Annotated in this window: 17 protein-coding genes; 8 read left to right on the top strand and 9 right to left on the bottom strand. The window is 45.2% G+C overall.

The genetic code is table 11. The features are described from left to right. Positions 1-349: 349 nt before the first annotated feature. Positions 350-1,321, bottom strand: coding sequence for an NAD-dependent epimerase/dehydratase family protein (locus KI215_RS06235; protein WP_212774688.1), 972 nt, complete (start codon positions 1,319-1,321; stop codon positions 350-352). Between the two features lie 315 nt (positions 1,322-1,636). On the opposite strand from KI215_RS06235, the gene KI215_RS06230 reads away from it, so the two are divergent. Beyond that, the gene (locus KI215_RS06230) at positions 1,637-2,998 is read left to right on the top strand and encodes an APC family permease (RefSeq protein WP_212774687.1); all 1,362 of its coding nucleotides are present in this window, start codon (positions 1,637-1,639) and stop codon (positions 2,996-2,998) included. Between the two features lie 57 nt (positions 2,999-3,055). Here the strand turns inward: KI215_RS06230 and KI215_RS06225 are convergent, their stop codons facing one another. The 8 genes from KI215_RS06225 to speB all read right to left on the bottom strand — a co-directional run bounded on the left by KI215_RS06225 (position 3,056) and on the right by speB (position 11,911). Continuing rightward, positions 3,056-5,164 carry a sigma 54-interacting transcriptional regulator gene (locus tag KI215_RS06225; protein ID WP_212774686.1) on the bottom strand — a complete coding sequence of 703 codons (2,109 nt, stop codon included), beginning with the start codon at positions 5,162-5,164 and terminating at the stop codon, positions 3,056-3,058. A gap of 301 nt (positions 5,165-5,465) precedes the next feature. Beyond that, positions 5,466-5,744: a biotin/lipoyl attachment domain-containing protein gene (locus tag KI215_RS06220; protein ID WP_212774685.1), complete on the bottom strand. Its 279-nt coding sequence runs from the start codon at positions 5,742-5,744 to the stop codon at positions 5,466-5,468. 33 nt (positions 5,745-5,777) lie between these two features. Continuing rightward, positions 5,778-7,151, bottom strand: a complete 1,374-nt coding sequence (locus KI215_RS06215) for a putrescine aminotransferase (protein WP_212774684.1) — start codon at positions 7,149-7,151, stop codon at positions 5,778-5,780. A gap of 153 nt (positions 7,152-7,304) precedes the next feature. After that, complete coding sequence (locus KI215_RS06210) at positions 7,305-8,780, bottom strand: aldehyde dehydrogenase family protein (protein WP_212774683.1); 1,476 nt, start codon at positions 8,778-8,780, stop codon at positions 7,305-7,307. Positions 8,781-8,951: 171 nt separating this feature from the next. After that, positions 8,952-9,266: an SAV0927 family protein gene (locus tag KI215_RS16265; RefSeq protein WP_420830172.1), complete on the bottom strand. Its 315-nt coding sequence runs from the start codon at positions 9,264-9,266 to the stop codon at positions 8,952-8,954. A 94-nt stretch (positions 9,267-9,360) separates the two neighbouring features. After that, the gene (locus KI215_RS06200) at positions 9,361-10,635 is read right to left on the bottom strand and encodes a Glu/Leu/Phe/Val family dehydrogenase (protein WP_212774681.1); all 1,275 of its coding nucleotides are present in this window, start codon (positions 10,633-10,635) and stop codon (positions 9,361-9,363) included. A 42-nt stretch (positions 10,636-10,677) separates the two neighbouring features. Next, on the bottom strand, positions 10,678-10,932 hold the full coding sequence (locus KI215_RS06195; protein ID WP_212774680.1) for a biotin/lipoyl-containing protein: 255 nt from the start codon (positions 10,930-10,932) through the stop codon (positions 10,678-10,680). After that, the gene (gene speB / locus KI215_RS06190) at positions 10,916-11,911 is read right to left on the bottom strand and encodes an agmatinase (protein WP_212774679.1); all 996 of its coding nucleotides are present in this window, start codon (positions 11,909-11,911) and stop codon (positions 10,916-10,918) included. The genes KI215_RS06195 and speB overlap by 17 nt, the downstream gene beginning before the upstream one ends. A 562-nt stretch (positions 11,912-12,473) precedes the next feature. Here speB and KI215_RS06185 point away from each other — a divergent pair. The 7 genes from KI215_RS06185 to KI215_RS06155 all read left to right on the top strand — a co-directional run bounded on the left by KI215_RS06185 (position 12,474) and on the right by KI215_RS06155 (position 20,609). Further along, positions 12,474-14,234 carry a sigma-54 interaction domain-containing protein gene (locus KI215_RS06185; protein ID WP_212774678.1) on the top strand — a complete coding sequence of 587 codons (1,761 nt, stop codon included), beginning with the start codon at positions 12,474-12,476 and terminating at the stop codon, positions 14,232-14,234. Between the two features lie 237 nt (positions 14,235-14,471). Then, on the top strand, positions 14,472-15,566 hold the full coding sequence (locus KI215_RS06180; protein ID WP_212774677.1) for an ABC transporter substrate-binding protein: 1,095 nt from the start codon (positions 14,472-14,474) through the stop codon (positions 15,564-15,566). A 57-nt stretch (positions 15,567-15,623) separates the two neighbouring features. Beyond that, complete coding sequence (locus tag KI215_RS06175) at positions 15,624-16,550, top strand: ABC transporter permease (protein WP_212774676.1); 927 nt, start codon at positions 15,624-15,626, stop codon at positions 16,548-16,550. An 11-nt stretch (positions 16,551-16,561) separates the two neighbouring features. Further along, on the top strand, positions 16,562-17,359 hold the full coding sequence (locus KI215_RS06170) for an ABC transporter permease (protein WP_212774675.1): 798 nt from the start codon (positions 16,562-16,564) through the stop codon (positions 17,357-17,359). 27 nt (positions 17,360-17,386) lie between these two features. Continuing rightward, on the top strand, positions 17,387-18,457 hold the full coding sequence (locus KI215_RS06165; RefSeq protein WP_212774674.1) for an ABC transporter ATP-binding protein: 1,071 nt from the start codon (positions 17,387-17,389) through the stop codon (positions 18,455-18,457). Positions 18,458-18,750: 293 nt separating this feature from the next. Continuing rightward, positions 18,751-19,635, top strand: coding sequence for a 5-oxoprolinase subunit B family protein (locus KI215_RS06160; protein ID WP_212774673.1), 885 nt, complete (start codon positions 18,751-18,753; stop codon positions 19,633-19,635). Further along, on the top strand, positions 19,632-20,609 hold the full coding sequence (locus KI215_RS06155) for a 5-oxoprolinase subunit C family protein (protein ID WP_212774672.1): 978 nt from the start codon (positions 19,632-19,634) through the stop codon (positions 20,607-20,609). The genes KI215_RS06160 and KI215_RS06155 overlap by 4 nt, the downstream gene beginning before the upstream one ends. The last annotated feature ends 2 nt before the right edge of the window (positions 20,610-20,611 follow it).

The raw sequence follows: 20,611 nt of genomic DNA, 5'->3' as shown, positions 1-20,611 counted from the left end.
ACTGCCCCTTCTAGCTTATGAAAAAGTCTTGCTAAAAACCGTCTCCGATGTTTCGTCTCCTGGATCCGTTTTTTCTCAATTCAAAATTCCCTCGCTTGGAACCGGAATATGCTACCCTTCTTTGGGATTAGAACGTGTCTGTCCAATTGCTTTCCCGACTCGCTCCATCTGCGCCCTCAAGGATGAGGTTATGCCCGCTTCGACCCGGTGCGCAGGACGCGGGCAAAGTACGCTTCGCTTAGAGGAAGTTGCCCGGATTTCATTCCTGCGCTTTCCGGGTCTCCGCTCGTCCGGGCTAAGAAGTCGCTCACCCAGGAAAGCATTTGATCCCTCACGGATTACCTACGCCTTAGTCAACCCTGGTGTTACCCATCAACCAGTCAACTGTTTCCCGCATCGCCTCGTCAAACGGAGTGATCGTGTATCCCAGCTCACGCATCGCCTTTTGTGAAGAATAATAGATGCGACGGCCCGTCAGTTTGGCCAAATCCCATGCCAATGCGGGCTCCCGACCGTTGATCCAGGAAAGGGATTCGGAAACCAGCGCGATCGGGATCGCCGCCGTCCGCTTCAACACACGGATCGGCCTATCCGAGCCACCCAACCGGGCAATGCGGCGAAACGCCTCCACAAAGAGGAGATTGGTTCCGCCCAAGATGTAGCGCTCCCCGATCCGTCCCTTTTCCGCCGCCAAGAGATGTCCGCGGACCACGTCCCGCACGTCACACAGATTGACACCACCGTCAGGCGCAATGGTGAGCCGCCCTTTGGCCACCGCTGCGACAAAATTGGGCGTGTATGTACGGATACCGAAGATCACGGTTGGATTGACCACTACTGCAGGCAATCCGTCATCCACCGCCCGCAGAACGATCTCCTCGGCTTTCCGTTTGGCGATCGCGTACCCCACATCCAATTGTCCGCCGTCAAAAGGATAAGTTTCATCCACCGGCTCCTCGGAGTCCGGCAGGCCTACCGCAGCAGCTGAACTGGTTTGTACAAAACGTCGGACACCGGCCCGTTTCGCCTCATTCACCATGTTTTGCGTCCCTATCACATGGCTATCTGACATGGCCCGACGGACAAAACGGCCCCAACTCACCTCTCCCGCCACATGGAATACCCAGTCGATCCCTTCGCAGACGCCTGCGATGGAATCGGCATCCGTCACGTCTCCCTGCACTTTTCGAATGCCGTCAGGCAGATCGTGCAACCGTGATGTCGGGCGGTGCAACAAGGTTACCTCATGACCCGCATCGTGCAACAGATGAACCAGATTGCGACCGACAAAACCGGTTCCGCCGGTTACCAAGACGCGCATCCTTTTCCCCCTTTTTCACTGCAATCCTACCCCTTCCATCATAGTGCAAACGACGAAACTGAAACAACCGGAGCAACCTCGACACCATCCGCTCTGACGACCCGTCAAGGGGCCTAGTTTTCCAAAAGTGGAGAGTATGTATGGTTGAATAAACTATCCAAAACGGAATAGTATATTTGTTTTAACAGTCCTGATGATCATCAGGATCTTCATTCTGCTTTGAATCCTAATGCTTTTCGATCGGAGAATTGGCATAATATTTGCTGAATAATATTGTCAGAATCTTAACTCTCCTTACATCAGGAGGAATGAAAAATGAATCAATCCGGACAACTGAAACGATCACTCAATTTGTGGCAAATTGTCGTCCTCGGTGTAGGTTATATGACACCCATGGTTGTATTCGACACGTTTGGAATTGTATCTGGAGAATCGGGAGGACTGACACCAACCGCTTATATTGTGGGACTCATCGCCATGTTGTTTACGGCGGCCAGTTATGGACAGATGGTAAAAGCGTTTCCCAATGCAGGTTCTGCCTATACGTACACGCAAAAAACAATCAGCCCGCATCTTGGTTTTCTGGTAGGCTGGTCGGCACTCCTGGACTATATTTTCCTGCCGATGGTAAACGCACTGCTAGCAAAAATTTATTTTAACGCTTTGTTTCCCACAGTTCCTGATTGGATCTGGGTGCTCTTATTTGTGGCCGCAGTAACTGTGCTAAATGTCTTAAATGTCAACTTCCTTGCCAATTTCAACACGTTTTTGGTCTTTTATCAAACACTGGTGGTAGTACTTTACATCGCTCTCGTTATTCAAGATCTTCTGGCGGGAAAAGGCGCAGGCAGTGTTTTCACTTTACAGCCACTGGTGAAGCCTGATCTGGATTTCTCTCACCTGTTAGCAGGTGCATCGATTGTTTGCTTCTCTTACTTGGGGTTTGATGCCGTGACCACTTTGTCTGAGGAGACGCCCGAACCGACCAAGACGATCCCGCGCGGGATTTTCCTGGTGGCTATGGTTGGCGGACTCATATTCATCACCACTTCTTACTTCGCACAAGCCATGTTTCCCGACGTGTCCAAGTTTAATGATCCTGAAGCTCCTTCGCCCGAAATGGCTCTCATTGTAGGAGGGAAGATTTTCCAAATCTTTTTCTTGGCAGGCGCGTTTATGGGCACTCTCGCATCCGGACTCGCTTCCCATGCCAGTGTAACTCGCCTGTTATATGCGATGGGACGGGATCGTGTGTTGCCAAAAAAAGTGTTTGGTTATGTCCATCCCCGCTGGGGAACCCCAGTGTATAACGTGATCATCGTCGGTTTTGTCTGTCTGACCGCCTTGTTCATTGAGCTTGACACTGCTGCATCACTTATCAACTACGGAGCATTAATCGCTTTCACTTTTGTTAATCTGTCCGTAATTGCCCATTATGTGGTGAAAGAGAAGCAACACAGTACGCTAAAAGGTTTCTTCAGTTATCTCATCTCTCCTCTGGCCGGGGCAGCATTCGTCGCTTACTTGTGGTACAGCATTCAAACGAGTGCCTTGGTTATGGGCTTGATTTGGTCTGGAGTTGGTATCACTATTCTCATGTACATTACGAAAATGTTCCGGGTACAACCCCCTCAATATCAAGAGGATAATGCAGACCAAAAAACCATCGCCGGCTAAACAACAGAAGAAAAGGGTCAATGCAAGTCTGCATTGACCCTTCTTGTTCATCGCTATTTATACGATTTTTGATTTCTCCGCTCTCTTTTTCATTATTTTTTGATATTTTCGACTTACTGATGATTGGCTAATGCCCAGCATCTTGGCAGCCATTGTCGTCGTTTTGTATTTTTCCATGGCGAGTAATATGAGCTGCTCTTCCACTTCTTCCAATGCTTCTTGCAGGGGCATGATGTTGGTAATGATTGGTTTGCTTTTCGTATCCAATTTTTTCCACTGCAACAGGCGGGAAATTTGATCAGCGTCAATCATATCGTCATCAATCGTGACAACCGCCCGCTCAATCACATTTTGAAGCTCTCTCACATTCCCGGGCCATGGGTAAACTTCCAACAGATTTAATGCATCCGGAGCCAGTTGAATGTTTGTATTGTAGGTTTCGTTTAATTTTTGCAAAAAGTAATAAGCGAGTGGGGGAATATCTTCCAGCCTTTCTCTAAGCGGCGGGATATGAATCGGAATCACATTTAACCGATAATAGAGATCTTCACGAAAGAGCCCTTTTTCCACAAGCTGTTCCAAGTTTTTATTTGTTGCGGCTACGATTTGTACATCGACCGGAATCGGCTGAACGCCCCCGACGGGAATCACTTCGCGTTCCTGTAAGACCCTGAGCAGTTTTACCTGCAGGGACAGAGGCATCTCCGCAATTTCATCCAAAAAAAGGACTCCTTTGTCGGCTTGTCTGAAATAGCCTATTTTTCCCTTTGGATCCGCACCGGTAAAAGCTCCTTTTTCATAGCCGAAAAGTTCACTCTCTAACAAGTTTTCAGGTATCGCGCCACAGTTGATCTTAAGAAAGGGCTTCCTGGATCTGGGCCCGAGCTGGTGGATCGCTTTGGCAAAGACCTCTTTTCCCACCCCGGATTCTCCTGTCAGCAAAACGGTGGACGAAAATTGCGCCACTTTTTCGATATATTTCATGATACGTTCAATTTTCGGGCTGCAATAGATAATATTGCGATTCAACATTTCTCTTTTCTTCAGATCCACCAGTTCTTTTTTGTACTGTTCGGATAGCCTTCTCACTTGCTTTAATTCGCTTTTCAGTTTCGTTGTCTCCGTAATATCCCGCGATGCGATCACAATTCGGTCCAGGTTTCCTTGCTCATCAAACACCGGAGTTCCAACCGCCAGAACTTTTCTGCCCTGCGCGGTTTCTTGGATTACAGATACCTTCTTCTTGCGCTCTAAAACCAATCGGGTTACCGAAGGCTTAAACAGTCCCTTTTCCTCTAATTCCACCAGGTTTTTGCCGATCAGTTCATTCATATCCCCAGCCCAAAAATCAGACATTTTGTTATCACTAAACCGGAGCAATCGGCCTTCGCTGTCCACAACGAGAATTTCATCATAGACGGTAGAAAGAATGGCATTTAAGTCTTTATTTAAACCTTTGACATAATCCAGTTCCATCGCCAGCTCTTCAAGCATAGGAAGATCCTGGACAATGATAATCATCCCTTTGACTTCATTTTCTTTATTCAAGATGGGGCTGTAATCAGCTAAAATCCCCATCTGCGGTGTAATATGGAGTTGATTAAGAACGGTTTCACCAGTGGATAAAACCCGGTCAATATGCTCAGCCCCGAAAATTTCACTTGCCTTTACATTTTGTATCTGCTCGGCATCCATTTTGATCATCCTGAGTCCTTCAACATTGTAGTTAATCATATAGCCTTTACGGTCAACAACGAAGATTCCCAGAGGGATCGATGACAAAATGGTCCGAAACAAATCAATGGTTTCATCTTGTCTTAATAACTCAATGATAATATCATCTCTTTGCAAGTAACCGCAGAGGACTTGGTTCTCATCTCTTACCAGAATAATATCTTCACCCAATAACTTATAAACATCAGGCACTTGTTGGCCACATGTAATACTATAAACCCGATCAAGCGGAGTCATCTCCTCCAACAAAGAGGAAAAGTCCTCATATCTCTTTATATTTCGCGCCTTTACAAAACCCACGATTTCGTCATCTTCCCGGACAAATAAATACCTGTCTTTGTGCCGTTGTAAATGTTTTTGTACCTCGGAGATCGAAGCACAAATGGATACGGTTTGAATAGGCCGTATATTTTCTGCAGTGAACACCAGCATAAATTCGATCCCCCTCTCTGATGATGGATCATAGAGAAAAAGGTAGGTCACCCTTTACATCTGCAGATAAGAGTTCCCTACCTTTCAGTTTACTCATGATGACTTCCCATAGCCAAAAGCCAGGGGTTTCGAGATATATCCTTTTGACCAGTGACCACTCGTGGAATTGACACATAGTTCGTGCCCGGCGAACCATCCCTCGATCCTGTCCGCATATGCATTCAGGACTACTTTTTGGAAAGTATACAAAAAGTAGTGTCGGACTATCAAGAGGGGTAGCTAAAGCTCTCGATGTATATAATCAACAGGTCTCACTTGCTTTTGAGTCATGGCCGCTCTCATAATCCGAAAGATCTTCTTCCGTATACGCAAGTATCATCCCGGGAACCACTTCATCCCCCACACTCACTTCGAAGGAGTGGATCGTCCCAGGGCTGTCCGCAACCACTTCTTTCAGCAAACCCTCTTTGGTCCTGATCAGAAACAGTGGCTGATCTTTGCGAAACGATAATGAGAAAGGATGAAAGATCTTCACAACGGTGCCATGATACGAACTTACAATAGATGATTGAATTTTCACGTTAACCAGCCGCCTATAACGAGTCTAAAGAGTTTAACCTTTAACCAGTTGTTTGTTAACTTCGTTGAGTACTTTGGCAAATACCTCACATACCCGGTCACATTGAGTTTTCTCAATGGTGAGAGGTGGCTCAACCCGGATCGTTTTGGCATTCACGAGTGTTCCCGCCACAAGCACCCCGTTGTCAAAGAATCCTTTAGACACTTCGTAACCAATTTCATCGCTGACAAACTCGATTCCAATGAGGAGCCCTTTCCCGCGAATTTCCAGAACGATATTTTCATGCCCTTTCATGGCATCTCTTAAACCTCGGATCAAATATTCCCCGATTTCGGCCGCGCGCTCGGGCAATTTCTCTTCGATCAACACATTAATGTTGGCCAGAGCAGCGGCACAAGCGAGCGGATTTCCGCCAAAGGTAGTGGTATGAAGGAACGGATTTTCAAACCAGTGCGAGAATACTTCTTCTGTCGCAACCGTTGCACTAGCCGGCATGATTCCTCCGCCGAACGCTTTGCCTAAACATAAGATATCCGGTACCACATCATAATGCTCACAACAGAACATTTTTCCGGTACGTCCCATTCCAGTCTGAACTTCATCAAAGATTAGCAGGGCACCATACTCATCACACAGTTCACGAAGCTTTGACAGGTAATCATCCGGAGGAACAATGACGCCGCCTTCGCCCTGAATCGGCTCCACAATGACAGCGGCGACTTCTTCCCCGACCATATGGCAGGCGTGCATCGTTTTATACATCATATCGATATCGCCAAATGGTACATGGCGGAAACCGTGAACCAAAGGCAAAAATGGTTTACGGAAAACACCTTTTGCCGTACCTGACAGAGATCCCAAGCTTTTTCCGTGAAACGCACGGGTCGTAGCCAGGAAGGTGTGTCTGTCATTTTTCTTATGATAGATTTTGGCCAACTTGAGCGCTGCTTCGACCGATTCGGTGCCGCTGTTGCCGAAATAAGAGTACTTGAGATCTCCCGGTGTCAAATCGGCCAGCGTTTTGGCCAGCATGGCACGCAATGGATCCAGCAAGTCCTGGCTGTGCAAAGCTTGCCGGTCCATCTGATCCTTCACCGCTTTAACCACTTTCGGGTGGCGATGCCCGACGTTATAGATTCCAAAGCCGCCCAGGCAGTCAATATACTCTTTCCCATTCACGTCTATAAAGCAGTTGGGGCCGGAGTCTTTCCACTCGACTGCTGCAAACTGCATATCTTTTGTTACAGTCTTACGATACTCCAAAAAGCCGGGATTGACATGCTCTTTAAACCCGTTTAACGTTTCATCAGTCACCCATTTAGCATCTTCTTCATTAATTTCCTGCTTTGAAATAAGGTCCAATACTTTTGAAGTATAGCTGTAAATCTCAGAATACTTATTACCCATATAATAATCCTCCCTGCAAACGAACCATTATATTTTCGGGTGAAAATCAAGGGTAAGTAGGGAGTTGGGGACACCGTTGCTCCCCGGTTTCCTTATAGTCGATCAAAGGTTCCCCGCGCCCCTTACGGTTGTGACCTCCCGGTCATAGTGTTTTTAACCCTTGTACCATCCGGTTGGCTCTACTTGCAGATTAGTATTGATCTGTTTCACTTCGGTGTATTCCTCATAACCAAATGTGCCTAATTCTCGACCAATTCCACTCTGCTTATAACCGCCCCAAGGAGCTTCATTGTATGTGGGGTGATAGGTATTGATCCAGGTGATTCCGGCACGCAGCTTCCGTACAACCCGTTGCGCTTTCGCTCCGTCCTGCGTAAATACCGCACCCGCGAGGCCATAAACAGTATCATTCGCCAATCGGATCGCTTCCGCTTCGTCTTTGAATTTTTGCACGACCAAAACGGGACCGAAGATTTCTTCTTGCACAATTCTCATATCCGGCTTCGTGTCGATAAAAATGGTAGGTTCAACAAAGTAGCCTTTTTCCAACCCGTTCTCCGTTATTCTTTTTCCGCCGCAGACAAGCTTGGCCCCTTCTTCTTGGCCAATCTTGATGTAGTTCAGCACTTTGTTCATATGCGCTTCGGAGATGAGCGGCCCCATTTCCGTATCCGGATCATTACCCGGCCCCACTTTGATTTTCTTCGCTCTTTCAACCAATTTTTCTACAAATTCATCATGGATGCTCTCTTCAAGCAAAAGTCTGGAACCTGCGGAACAGACTTGCCCCTGGTTGACAAAAATCGCAAACAGCGCGTAATCAAGAGCTGTCTCAAAATCAGCATCCGCGAAAACAATATTTGGCGATTTTCCGCCCAATTCAAGTGAAATCTTTTTCAAGTTTCCACTTGCGGCTTGCATGATGCTGCGTCCAGTCGCCGTGCCACCGGTGAATGCTACCTTATCAATGTCATGGTTGACGGCGATTTCATGACCTACCGTTTTCCCCTCACCCAGCACAAGGTTAGCAACCCCTGGCGGGAAGCCAACTTCTTCAATGATTTCAAACAGCTTGATCGCAGAAAGAGGAGTGATCTCCGAAGGTTTAAAGACGACCGTATTCCCTGCCGCCAATGCCGGAGCCAGTTTCCAAGCCGCCATCAACAAGGGATAGTTCCATGGGATAATTTGGCCGCAGACGCCAATCGGTTCCCGGACCACGACAGATTGCATGGGGTCCGCCACTTCATAGGTTTGCCCATGCGGCTTCGTAGCAAGTCCCGCATAATACCGGAAGCACGCTACGGCATCCGCAACATCTACAGTCGCTTCGCGGTACGGTTTCCCATTATCTTTCACTTCTAACTCAGCAAATTCTTCTGCTTGCTCTTCCAGTCGGTCTGCCAGTTTGAATAACAGACGCGCCCGTTCAACCGCCGGGGTATCCCACCAGCCGTCTTCATAAAAAGCCCTTTTCGCTGCAGCAACCGCTTTTTTTACATCCTCGGCAGTCCCTTCCGTTACAACTGCAATCACTTCGCCGTTCGCCGGGTTGATGACCTGTCTGAATTCCCCGCTTGAAGAAGCGGTCCATTTCCCGTCAATATACATCTTTAAAATCGACTCCATTCCAACTCCCCCTATTCATTTAATGTGCGTTCGTTATTCACCTATTGCAAATATGATGCCAATTTTAAATAATGGAAAATAGCCGTTCAAAGCTATAAAACTAATTTTCAAAAACTCCCGGAACTATGCAAAAGTGAATAAGTTTATTCTCTCATGCATAAAAATATGAACTTAGTATTGAAGGGAATCAGAATAAAGCGGAGTAAGCGCCGACTTGAAAAACTCCTTAATCAGTTCAAGATCTTCGTTGGGAATCTTGAACTTAGTCACCCAAACATTATCATTGAAAATATCTTCGTAAGACATCAACAACATCGTTCCTGATTGCAAACAAGTGATCATGCTTTTTCCGCAGAAAAATTGGGAGTAATGGACGGAAAAATCGTATCGGTTTGTCTCTGTTACCAAACAAACATGCCTGGCTGTCAGCTGTTCCAACTCATCAAAGAGAATGTCCAATGATCTCAACTCCTTTCTTACCTCCATACGTACCGCCGATCTTCCTTGCTTCGAACATTTGATGTTTTAAAAACGCATTTGGCTCCTTCCATGAGGCAATCTCGCATGTCCCGCAATAAAGTCAAACCCAACCCCGTATCCGGTTGGCTTCGGCCAATTTGCGAATGCCCACCATATAAGCTGCCAAGCGCATATTTACCTTTCTTTGCTGGGACATGTTATAGACGTTTTCAAAAGCACGGACCAGAACATCGCGCAACTTGGATTCGACTTCCTCTTCAGACCAATAATAACCTTGATTGTTTTGCACCCACTCAAAATAGGAAACGGTAACCCCGCCAGCACTTGCAAGTACATCAGGCACCAGCAGAATGCCTCTTTCCGTGAGGATTCTGGTTCCTTCCCATGTGGTCGGTCCGTTGGCAGCTTCTACAACAACCTTTGCGTTGATTCTGTGGGCGTTGGCGGATGTGATCTGATTTCCGATAGCCGCCGGCACAAGAATGTCGCAGGGTAATTCCAACAATTCCCGATTTGTAATCGTATTTTTAAAAAGCTTTGTTACCGTCCCGAAGGAATCCCGGCGATCCAGCAAATAATCTATATCAAGGCCGTCGGGATCATATAAAGCGCCGTAAGCATCAGAAATTCCAATCACTTTGGCGCCCGCATCGTGCATGAATTTAGCCAAATAACTCCCGGCATTCCCAAAACCTTGGATGACGACTTTGGCCCCCTGAATATCAATTCCTTTCCGCTTCGCGGCTTCTTCAATACAAATCGTTACTCCCTTCGCCGTTGCTGTTTCCCGCCCATGCGAACCGCCAAGAACCAAAGGTTTCCCTGTAATAAATCCAGGCGAATCAAATTCACGAATGTGATCGTATTCATCCAGCATCCAGGCCATGATTTGGGGATTTGTAAATACGTCGGGGGCCGGGATATCCTTCGCGGGTCCGACAATCTGACTGATCGCCCTCACGTATCCCCGGCTTAAACGCTCCAATTCACGGAAAGAGAGTTCACGTGGATCGCAGACGATTCCACCTTTCCCGCCGCCATAAGGGATATTTACAATCCCGCATTTTAAGCTCATCCAAATGGACAAAGCTTTAACCTCGTCCTCCGTAACATCCGGGTGGAACCGGACTCCTCCTTTGGTCGGCCCGACGGCATCATTATGTTGGGCACGATAACCGGTGAACACGCGAACCGTGCCATCATCCATGCGGACCGGAATCCGAACGGTTAAGGTTCTCAAAGGCTCTTTGATCAATTCATAAAATTGATGGGGATAGCCCAGATGGCCCAAAGCTTCTTTTATAATGGCCTGAGTCGATTTCAAGAGATTTAATTCCTCATTCTGCTGAGCAGACTTCGATATTGTAACGCTCATATTTTCACCTCGATTTGCTTCGAATTAAAAATCTGCGCTATTTTAATCGCTTCCTGCGTTAACAGACAGAAAATCTTCCTCTATAGTAGCCAGCACCTTCCCTGGGGCGACTACCTCACCTTGTTTCACATAAAGTGACTCAATAGATCCGCTCAGATCCGCCTTGATTTCGACTAGGGCATTCTCCGTTTTTATTAAACAGACACTTTCCCCTTCATAGATATAGGAATATGGACTGCTCAATACACGGGTAATGACCCCATGATAGGGGCTGATAATTTCATAACGTACTTTCATATGTTCTCCCCCTTTTTTGTTCGGTTTTGTTGGGCATTAAATTTATTTTTTGTTTGAGATTTAACGCTGCAAGACTGGCAAAATCATGCACCAGCGTAGCAGCTAAAAGAGAAGTAATTTGTGTCGGATCGTAGGGGGGAAGTACCTCCACCAAGTCAAATCCAATATAGTTGAAGCCAGTAAGAGAACGAACTATTTCAAGTGTTTCCAGGCTGGTAAATCCACCGACTTCCAGCGTACCGGTCCCGGGTGCACAGGAGGGATCAACGAAGTCGATATCAAAGGTTAAGAAACAAGGTGTATCTTCAATGGTCTCTCTTACCTGTCTAACTACATCTTCAAAACCGCGTTTGCGCAATTCCTGAGTAGTGATTACATGATAACCAAGTTCAATACTTGCTCCGATGTCGCCGGGATGATTGAGTGTACCGCGAATACCGATTTGAAATACTTTATCCGGTTGTAAAAGCCCTTCTTCATACGCCCGGATAAACGTAGAACCATGCCAGTATTTTTCATCGTAATACGTATCCCAAGTATCCGTATGAGAGTCGAAATGGATCATAGCAACAGGACCGTATTTTTTGGCTGCTGCACGCAAACTTGCCAATGTTACTGAGTGGTCTCCACCCAATCCAATCGGTATGATTTCTTTTTTCATAAGATCTAAGGTATATTTTTCCATTAGTTCATAGCTGCGGTGGATATTATGCGGAATAACCGGTACGTCACCGATATCTATTGCGTTTGTATCTTCAAAAGGATAAACCTCATGAACCGGATGGTAAGGGAATAGTGTCATAGATGCTTGGCGAATCGCTTGCGGGGCGAATCGCGCTCCTACACGGAAAGAAGCCGCCGTATCAAAAGGCATCCCTAAAATGGCAACCTTAGCATTTTCCCGTGATGAAGGTAAACGCATAAACGATCCGATCGTACAAAATTCTGGTTTTACATCTGGTGAAAGGGGATACTTCATACTCGTATCTTTCCTTTCTTTTTTTTTTAATTTTGATGGTCAGGCAGTTGAGACTTGGTCCATTAATCTAATAAACCAACTCCTTCTCATAGAGGCACCATGCCGGTGATACACTTATCTGTTGAAACAATTAGAGCAAGAATGATGCCAATGGAAAAATGTTTATCAATGCAGAATATAAAGGAAAAATATTATGCAATTATGCATAAGTATATGCGATTAGTAATAGCCGATCCCAAATAGGATGGTTCGTTTAAACGAAAGAACAACAAGAGCCCGACTGCAGAAAGTTAACAGTCAGTAAAAGACCTGTGAAAGATCAGATTTGTCTAATGTTATTTATTTTTAAAATAAAAACTGAAAAGCCGTCCCCTTTGTTTACGGGGTGTTTGAAGTTGGCATGATTTTTGCGGGATTATGTAGGTGATATCGATGAAGATTCAAAATTTATCGGTGGAGGTGGGTAGCCGATCGATAAGCAGGAAGCCGTTACGATTACGGTTCATCTTTGTTGAACTGGACCAAGAAATGAGCTTGGGAAATCACAAAAGGGGGTAGCTAGATGGTTGATAAAACACCGTCCCTGTTAACTTGGAAGTTTATAACGAGAATTTTACAGCATTTCGAAGAAGGTGTGGTGATCCTTGACCCTGAAGGAGAGATTACAGTCATCAACTCGGCAGCTCGCTCCCTATTAAAACTAGAAAAACTAACCTCAATAAAGAACGTTAATGACTTGCCTAAAGAACTTCAAGAAATTTGGGAAAACCGCTATCGACACAACAACACGAAACGCTTTCTTCATAACTTCGATGTTGAAGTAAACATAGTACCCGGATTTGGAGACGGGGTTGCCATGATTATGAAGAAGAGATCCTCAGATCTGCTTCACGGTCAGGAAAAATTGATCAATCGTGAGTTACAAGCAATTCTAGATTCATCTTTTGATGGAATTTTTATAACTGACGGGAAGGGTATTACATTACGAGTAAATGAGAAATGTGAGATTTTCTATGGAATATCACGTGATCAGCTAATTGGTCGTCATGTGAAAGAGTTGGAAAAAGAAGGCGTATTTTCTCCATCAGCAACTGCCATGGCAATTGAAAAACGGAAAAATATTTCAGTAGTGCAGACTACTGCAAATGGACGTAATTTGTTGGTTCAAGCAAATATTATCTGGGATGAAAACGGTGAAATCTACAGAGTAATTTGCTCTTCAAAGGATATTACCGAACTTAGCCATCTCAAAAACAGATTTTCTCAGAATCATCCTTTGATTAATGATTCCCAGTTATCTCTTGATGAAAATGGAAATACAAATGGCTCGTTAGTTGCCAAAAGTCCAGTAATGAAAAAATTATTAAACTTTGCTTCACGGGTTGCACAAACAGAGTCTACGGTGCTGTTATTAGGAGAAACAGGTGTTGGAAAAGGGGAAATTGCCCGTTACATTCATAAAAACAGTCGACGGAGTAATGGACCTTTTTTAATGGTCAATTGTGGAGCAATCCCCGACACATTGATGGAAAGTGAGATCTTTGGTTATGATGGAGGAGCCTTTACGGGGGCAAACAAACAAGGGAAAATTGGTTTTATGGAACTTGCCGATGGAGGGACACTTTTTTTGGATGAGATTGGAGAATTGCCTTTGTCCCTACAGGTCAAATTGCTTCATGTTCTGCAGGATGGAACCTTCACCCGAATTGGAGGGAGGGAATATATACGTACTGATGTAAGAATTATCGCCGCAACCAATCAAAACTTAGAAGAATTAGTTAGAATTGGCAAGTTCAGAAAAGACCTCTACTATCGGCTGAATGTGATTCCTATAACCATTCCACCGTTGCGTGAGAGACCAGAGGACGTTATCCCTTTGTTAATTTCTTACTTAGAGAGAACCATTGAAAAAAATGGACGATCTAAAGAATTTTCTCGGGATGTTCTTTCGCTTCTTTCTAAATATAACTGGCCGGGAAATATAAGGGAATTGCAAAATTTTGTAGAATGGATGTATGTTGCGGCTGAAGATGATGTGATTGACATCAGTTGCTTGCCTCCTGCGATTTATGACCGTTTTCGCTTCAACTCAAATGAAAGTCCTATTGTTATCAATCGGATCATCCCTCTAAAGGAAGCTCTTCAATTTGTAGAACAGGAATTGATAAAAAAGGCTCAAAGTGTCACTACGAGTACCTACCAAATTGCCGAACTCCTGAAAGTAAACCAATCAACTGTCGTACGAAAATTAAACAAAATAAAGAGTCCTGATAAAGAAATCACCTTAAACAGGATATCTAATTTTTCGAACAATGCAAATTGACATTGTTTAATGCTTTTTCTGTTTACTACAGCAGCATCAGTAATTGCTCTGTTTTTCATCATCGTTAGAATCAATATGCATGAAAAACCAATGATACTGTGCATTGGCAAATTTCATACTAGAATCGTTGAGAAAGTTGTCAATCCCATTGATTTGACGGCCTTTTTTTGTGTTCTCGTTAGTTTGGCACACGTTTTGCAGTACGTAAAAGTGTAAGAAACAAGAGGAGGTATAAGAATGAAAAAACGAAAATCTGTCGGTCTTCTAGCTACAATCATACTAGGTTTGTTGATGACGATGACTGCTTGTAGCGGTACAACGGCTGACAAACCAAAATCGGACGGTAAAACCCTTAATCTCCTTACATGGGAAGGATACGCTGACCCTAAATTTGTAAAAGGATTTGAAGAAAAGTATGGAGTCAAGGTAACTGTAACTTATTTTGGATCAAGTGACGAATTAGTTTCAAAATTGAAAGGTGGGGGCGGAAATGTATACGACGTCATTTCTCCCTCTTCCGACGTAGCTGGTTATTTAGTCAGAGAGGGTCTAGTTGCTCCGATTAATCTTAACAATGTACCCAATTATAAAAATTTAGCTGAAAAATTGAAGAATATGAACGATGTCAAAAAGGGCGGTAAAGTATATGGTGTTCCGTTTACTTGGGGACCAGACTCTCTCATATATGATGCAGACGTTATCAAAACGCCTCCGAATAGCTGGAAGATATTCTGGGATCCAAAGTATAAAGGCAAGGTTTCTTTGTGGGATGACATTTCGAATATTTATCTCATTGGACAAATGATGGGACTCGACAAAAACGATCCAAGCGCACTCTACAATATGTCTGATGCACAACTTCAGGAAGCTAAGAAAAAACTGATTGAATTGAAGCCCCAAGTTCGAAAATATTGGGCTACTGCTGGTGAACTTAACGATCTATTCTCAAATAAAGAAGTGGTGTTAGCGGTAGGTTGGCCTCTAACTCCCAAGGCAGTTAATGCATCTGGGCGTAACTTGAAAGAGGTCATTCCGAAAGAAGGAATTACGGGTTGGATTGATCGGTTAATGATCGTTAAATCCTCTCCAAACAAAGAATTGGCTGAAAAATATATCAATTATGTGATTGACGAGAAAGTTCAAAAAATAGTGGCAGATGTTACCGGTTACGGAGTTGCAAACAAGAATGCAGCTAAGTATATGACTCCTGAACAAGCAAAATCGATTCATATTGACGATATGGATAACTACATGAAAAAAATTAACTTCTGGCAGGAAGTTAAAGATCGCGACAAATATAACGAGATTTGGAATGAAGTCAAAGCCCAGTAAGTAGAATATGGCGGCTTCGGCCGCCAGACATTTTCCCAAAAGGAGAGAAGGAACCCTATGCTTAATAACGCAACCGCCGTATCAGTCGATAAATCCAAAGTCAGATCTGTGACCCCAAAGCGTTTTTGGAATCCACGCCTCTTGATCTTATTGATTCCTCCGATCATTTGGCTGTCAGTCTTTTTGTTTGTGCCGTACATTACATTATTTATCAATAGTTTTTGGAAGGTAGACTTTGGGACAATTGTTCATGACTTTTCATTTAGTAACTATACTAAGTTTTTTACGAATGAATTATATTATGGAACACTTATAAAAACTTTGAAAGTCGCGTTTTGGGTAACTTTGTTTAGTGTTCTCCTCGGTTATCCGTTAGCTTACTTCATCAATTACAAAATCAAAAAAAATAAACAACTGATGTACACGTTAGTGATCATCCCGTTATGGGTGAGTTATCTAGTGCGAGCTTATGCTTGGAAAATTGTTTTAGGACAGGATGGTATTTTAAACAGTTTTTTACTTGCGATTGGTGTAATTGACAAACCGTTAGAGATTTTTTTATATAGTCCATATGCGGTTACTCTGGCGTTAACCCATATCTACACTCCGTGGGTTTTAATGTCTATTTATACATCGTTGGAACACATCCCCCAAAATCTTATAGAAGCATCCAAAGATCTTGGTGCTGGTCGTTTTCGCACTTTTTATAAAGTTGTTTTACCGTTAAGTATGCCTGGAGTGATAGCAGGTGCAACATTTGCTTTTGTATTGACGATGGGAGATTTTCTGGCTCCCCAATTGTTGGGGGGAACGAGCAGCATGATGATCTCGAACGTTGTTTATAGTCTGTTTGGTGTAGCCAATAACTGGCCGCTAGGATCTGCCATCGGAATTATTACCTTGATCATTGTAATTGGCATATTGGAGATGGCGCACCGCCTGGAAAAGAAAACGGCGAGTTTTGAGGGCGGTACGAACAAATAGGAGGTATACAAGTGGGAAAACAATTACGAATGGACGGGATTACAGCAAGTCTGTGGATCACAGCAACCCTGATCTTTTTGTTTATTTACCTGCCGATGATTGTGGTGATTGTTTACTCATTTAACGGAAATGCAGTCAATTCGTACCCAATTACAAGCTGGTCAACAAAATGGTACAGAATTTTATTACAAGATGTGCCATTGCTAAATTCTTTATGGAATAGTCTCATTGTTGCTGTTTCTGGAACGTTAATTGGATTGATACTTGGCATTCCCTCCGCATTTGCTGTAGACAGATTTAAGTTTCCGGGAAAGGTCTTATTTGAGAGAATCGTCTTACTCCCGATGATATTGCCGGGCATTATTACCGGTGTTGCAATGATGAGTGTATTCGTCCAGATAAAAATGGAGCTGTCGTTAACCACGATTTTATTAGGACATGGTACATTTCTCATTGCGGTTGTAATGACTCAAGTATACGCAAGGCTAAAAAGACTGGACAGATCGATTGAGGAAGCCTCTATGGATCTTGGAGCCTCAAGACTACAAACGTTTTTTCTCATGACACTTCCGAATATTAAAACATCTGTTATTGGAGCCGCGTTGTTGTCGTTCACGCTTTCACTCGATGAAATTGCAGTCAGTTACTTTCTAACAGGAAGAGAACTAACCTTACCGGTACAGATCTGGGCGATGCTACGACGAGGGATAACACCGGAAGTTAATGCCATATCAACTCTCATCTTTGTTTTTTCCGTCATTATGATTGTCATTGTTACACGATTAAGCGCCGAAAAGACTGAGTTGTAAAAAAGCATAAGGAGGAGGGGGATTGACATGAATACTATCGTTGAACTTCAAAAGGTAGAGAAGGGTTTTGGAAATGACCTAGTTGTTAAGGGGATTGATCTCAATGTAAAAAGGGGAGAATTTCTCACCATACTTGGTCCCAGCGGTTGTGGGAAAACCACGACCCTTCGGATGATTGCGGGATTCGAGGAACCAGACGCGGGACAAATACTCTTGGAAGGACAGAATGTAGTAGGCATCCCCCCATATAAGAGGGATGTTAATACAGTTTTTCAGAGTTATGCGTTGTTTCCCCATATGACTGTAAATGAGAACATTGCCTACGGACTAAAGATGAAAGGTGTATCCAAGTCCGAAATAACCACAAGAGTGAAAGAGGCACTTCGATTAGTGCAATTGGAATCGTTTGGTGATCGTAAACCAAGGCAGTTAAGCGGCGGTCAGCAACAGAGAGTGGCGGTGGCAAGGGCTTTGGTCAATAATCCGAAAGTAATTTTGTTGGATGAACCCCTCGGTGCTTTAGATCTTAAATTACGAAAACAAATGCAGATGGAGCTCAAACATCTTCAACAGAAATTGGAAATAACATTTATTTATGTAACTCACGATCAAGAGGAAGCCCTTACGATTTCAGATCGAATTGCAGTTATGAATGAAGGAACTATCGAACAAATCGCATCCCCGAAAGAAATTTATGAGAGACCTCAAACAAAATTTGTGGCTGACTTTATTGGAGATACAAACTTATTAGAAGTTAAGATAACTGATATGAAGGAAAATAGCCTTGTGTTAGATTTTTATGGATTTAAAGTCGGAGGCAAACTTGGAATTAACCAGAATGTGTCGGACTCGATGTATTTGTCGATAAGACCGGAGCGGGTTCAATTAGTGAAAGAAACACCGGATTTGTCTTATTCATTGCCAGGTGTTGTAGAAGAAACAATCTTTGTTGGATCTTTTATACGAACGATTGTACAGCTGGCAAAAGGAGATCGGATTGTGGTTATGACTCCGAGCCAAGGAAAACAAATCTTTCAATCGGGAGAACGAGTATGGGTTACTTGGAGAGAAGAAGACGGAATCGTAATCGGGGCGTAATGGCTAATAAGACGTTTCATCCTTCAAAACTACTCTCTCGTGAAACGGAAGTCGAGAGGAATTTCACCGAGCTTTACGTACGATCCCAACTGGAATCGGGGGCAGAATAAGACCGCTTTAAATACAGCAGCCGGCCATCCATTAGACTCGATATTATGCATTTTTAAAATAAAAACTGAGAGGCTGTCCCCTCTGTTTACGTGCTGTTTGAGATTGGCATGCTTTTTGTGGGATTTTGTATGTGATATCGTTGGATGATTCAAAATTTATCGGTGGAGGTGGGTGGGTAGCCGATGGATAAGCAGGAAGCCCGTTACGATTACGGGGGAGACGAGTTCATCTTTGTTGAACTGGACCAAGAAATGAGCTTGGAAGTTAACTTCCGGGCGATGGCGATCACGGAAAAATTGCGGGAGAAGAATTGGACGGGGATTTTGGACATCTGCCCCGCCAACGCATCCTACATGATCCGCTTTGATCCGGATATAGTCGATGCCGACGAGATCATCTCGGAACTGAAAAAGATCGATGCATCCGTATCCGATCTCTCCGAGGTGGAGCTGGAGTCCCGGATCGTCGATGTGCCCATCCTGTACGAGGATCCCTGGACCCATGAGGCTTTGATGCGCTTTCGTGACCGCCACCAGGATCCGAACTCCACTGACTTAGAGTATGCGGCGCGAATCAATGGGTTTCAAAGCAAGGAGGATTTTATCCACGCCCAAACACAATCCCCCTTTTGGGTGTCCATGATTGGCTTTGTTCCGGGGTTGCCATGGTGCTTTCAGATGGTTCCCCGGGAGGAGCAGATCGAGGTGCCCAAGTATGTCCGGCCGCGGACCTACACGCCAGAGAGGGCCTTCGGCTGGGGAGGTGCCTTCGCCTGTATCTATCCGGTTCAAGGGGCCGGAGGATATCAGCTCTTCGGTATCGCACCAGCGCCGATTTTTGACAAGGACCAACGGCTCCCGGACTTTAAAGAGTCGATGGTGTTTCCAAGACCCGGCGATATTTTCCGCTTCCGCAGAATCGATATGGATGAATACAACGCAATTCGCCGACAGGTGGAGGAGGGGACCTTCACCTACCACACCAGCCGGATCTCTTTCACTCCCGATGAGGTGATCCACCGCCCCAGGGCGTTTTCGGAAAAAGTGTTGGGGAGGTTGTATCGGTGATCAAAGTACGTAAGCCGGGATTACAGACTACCATACAAGACCGGGGTCGTATCGGTTACTACCATATTGGCTTGCCCCCTTCCGGAGCAATGGACCCCTTTGCCTATACAGTGGGCAACTTATTGGTGGGAAACGATGAGAACGCCGCTTCCCTGGAAATCACCTATATGGGACCGGAGCTGGAGTTTGGTGAGGATACCCTCATCAGCGTCACCGGTGCGGAGATTCCGCCGAAGATCAATGGAGAGCCGATCCCTACGTGGGAGGCGGTTGCGGTGAAGGCAGGGGATGTGTTGTCCTTCGGTATCGTAAAAGGGGGGGCTAGGGCCTACCTTGCTGTGGCCGGTGGGATCGATGTGCCGATGAAGCTGGGCTCCCGCTCCACCTACACCTTATGCGGCATTGGAGGATATGAAGGCCGGCCCCTCAAGGCCGGGGACGTGCTCAAGATCGGTGGCCAGCAAGTACGGCGAGCGGAGCCGGGGATCCGGGTGCCTCAGGAGTACTGGCCCTCCTTTTCCACCTTCTCCGAGATCCGGGTGATGATGGGACTGTGCAGCTACCGCTTGACGGAGGAGAGCAAGCGCACCTTTTTGGAGACGGAATGGACGGTCACCCCCGAGGCCAATCGGGTGGGCTACCGCTTTAAAGGGACACGCCTACACTTTGTCCCCAGGGAACAGCCTTTCGGCGCCGGCAGCAACCCCTCCAATGTGGTGGATTTGGGGTATCCCATTGGCTCCATCCAGGTTCCCGACGGGGTAGAACCTATCGCCCTGTTGAACGATGCAGTGACCGGCGGCGGCTATGCCACCATCGCTACGGTGATCAGCGCCGATTTGGCCAAGGTGGGGCAGATGAAAACTAATGAAAAAGCCCGCTTTGTCCCCGTCACCAGGGAGGAATCCCTCGCCGCGAGACGCGAGGAGCAAAAGAGGATCGCCGAGGTCAAAGAACGGATCATTACGAGGTGAAG

Origin of the sequence: Polycladomyces abyssicola (assembly GCF_018326425.1) — a bacterium.
GTDB lineage: Bacteria > Bacillota > Bacilli > Thermoactinomycetales > JIR-001 > Polycladomyces > Polycladomyces abyssicola.
The sequence above is the reverse complement of the archived record's forward strand: the minus strand, read 5'-3'. Positions and strand labels throughout refer to the sequence as shown.

Coding starts and splice junctions, on each gene's coding strand:
- KI215_RS06180 (WP_212774677.1), top strand. CDS start 14,472: ATGAAAAAACGAAAATCTGTCGGTCTTCTAGCTACAATCATACTAGGT.
- speB (WP_212774679.1), bottom strand. CDS start 11,911: ATGAAGTATCCCCTTTCACCAGATGTAAAACCAGAATTTTGTACGATC.
- KI215_RS06215 (WP_212774684.1), bottom strand. CDS start 7,151: ATGGGTAATAAGTATTCTGAGATTTACAGCTATACTTCAAAAGTATTG.
- KI215_RS06160 (WP_212774673.1), top strand. CDS start 18,751: ATGGATAAGCAGGAAGCCCGTTACGATTACGGGGGAGACGAGTTCATC.
- KI215_RS06200 (WP_212774681.1), bottom strand. CDS start 10,635: ATGAGCGTTACAATATCGAAGTCTGCTCAGCAGAATGAGGAATTAAAT.
- KI215_RS06175 (WP_212774676.1), top strand. CDS start 15,624: ATGCTTAATAACGCAACCGCCGTATCAGTCGATAAATCCAAAGTCAGA.
- KI215_RS06230 (WP_212774687.1), top strand. CDS start 1,637: ATGAATCAATCCGGACAACTGAAACGATCACTCAATTTGTGGCAAATT.
- KI215_RS06225 (WP_212774686.1), bottom strand. CDS start 5,164: ATGCTGGTGTTCACTGCAGAAAATATACGGCCTATTCAAACCGTATCC.
- KI215_RS06195 (WP_212774680.1), bottom strand. CDS start 10,932: ATGAAAGTACGTTATGAAATTATCAGCCCCTATCATGGGGTCATTACC.
- KI215_RS06185 (WP_212774678.1), top strand. CDS start 12,474: ATGGTTGATAAAACACCGTCCCTGTTAACTTGGAAGTTTATAACGAGA.
- KI215_RS06165 (WP_212774674.1), top strand. CDS start 17,387: ATGAATACTATCGTTGAACTTCAAAAGGTAGAGAAGGGTTTTGGAAAT.
- KI215_RS06235 (WP_212774688.1), bottom strand. CDS start 1,321: ATGCGCGTCTTGGTAACCGGCGGAACCGGTTTTGTCGGTCGCAATCTG.
- KI215_RS06210 (WP_212774683.1), bottom strand. CDS start 8,780: ATGGAGTCGATTTTAAAGATGTATATTGACGGGAAATGGACCGCTTCT.
- KI215_RS16265 (WP_420830172.1), bottom strand. CDS start 9,266: ATGGAGGTAAGAAAGGAGTTGAGATCATTGGACATTCTCTTTGATGAG.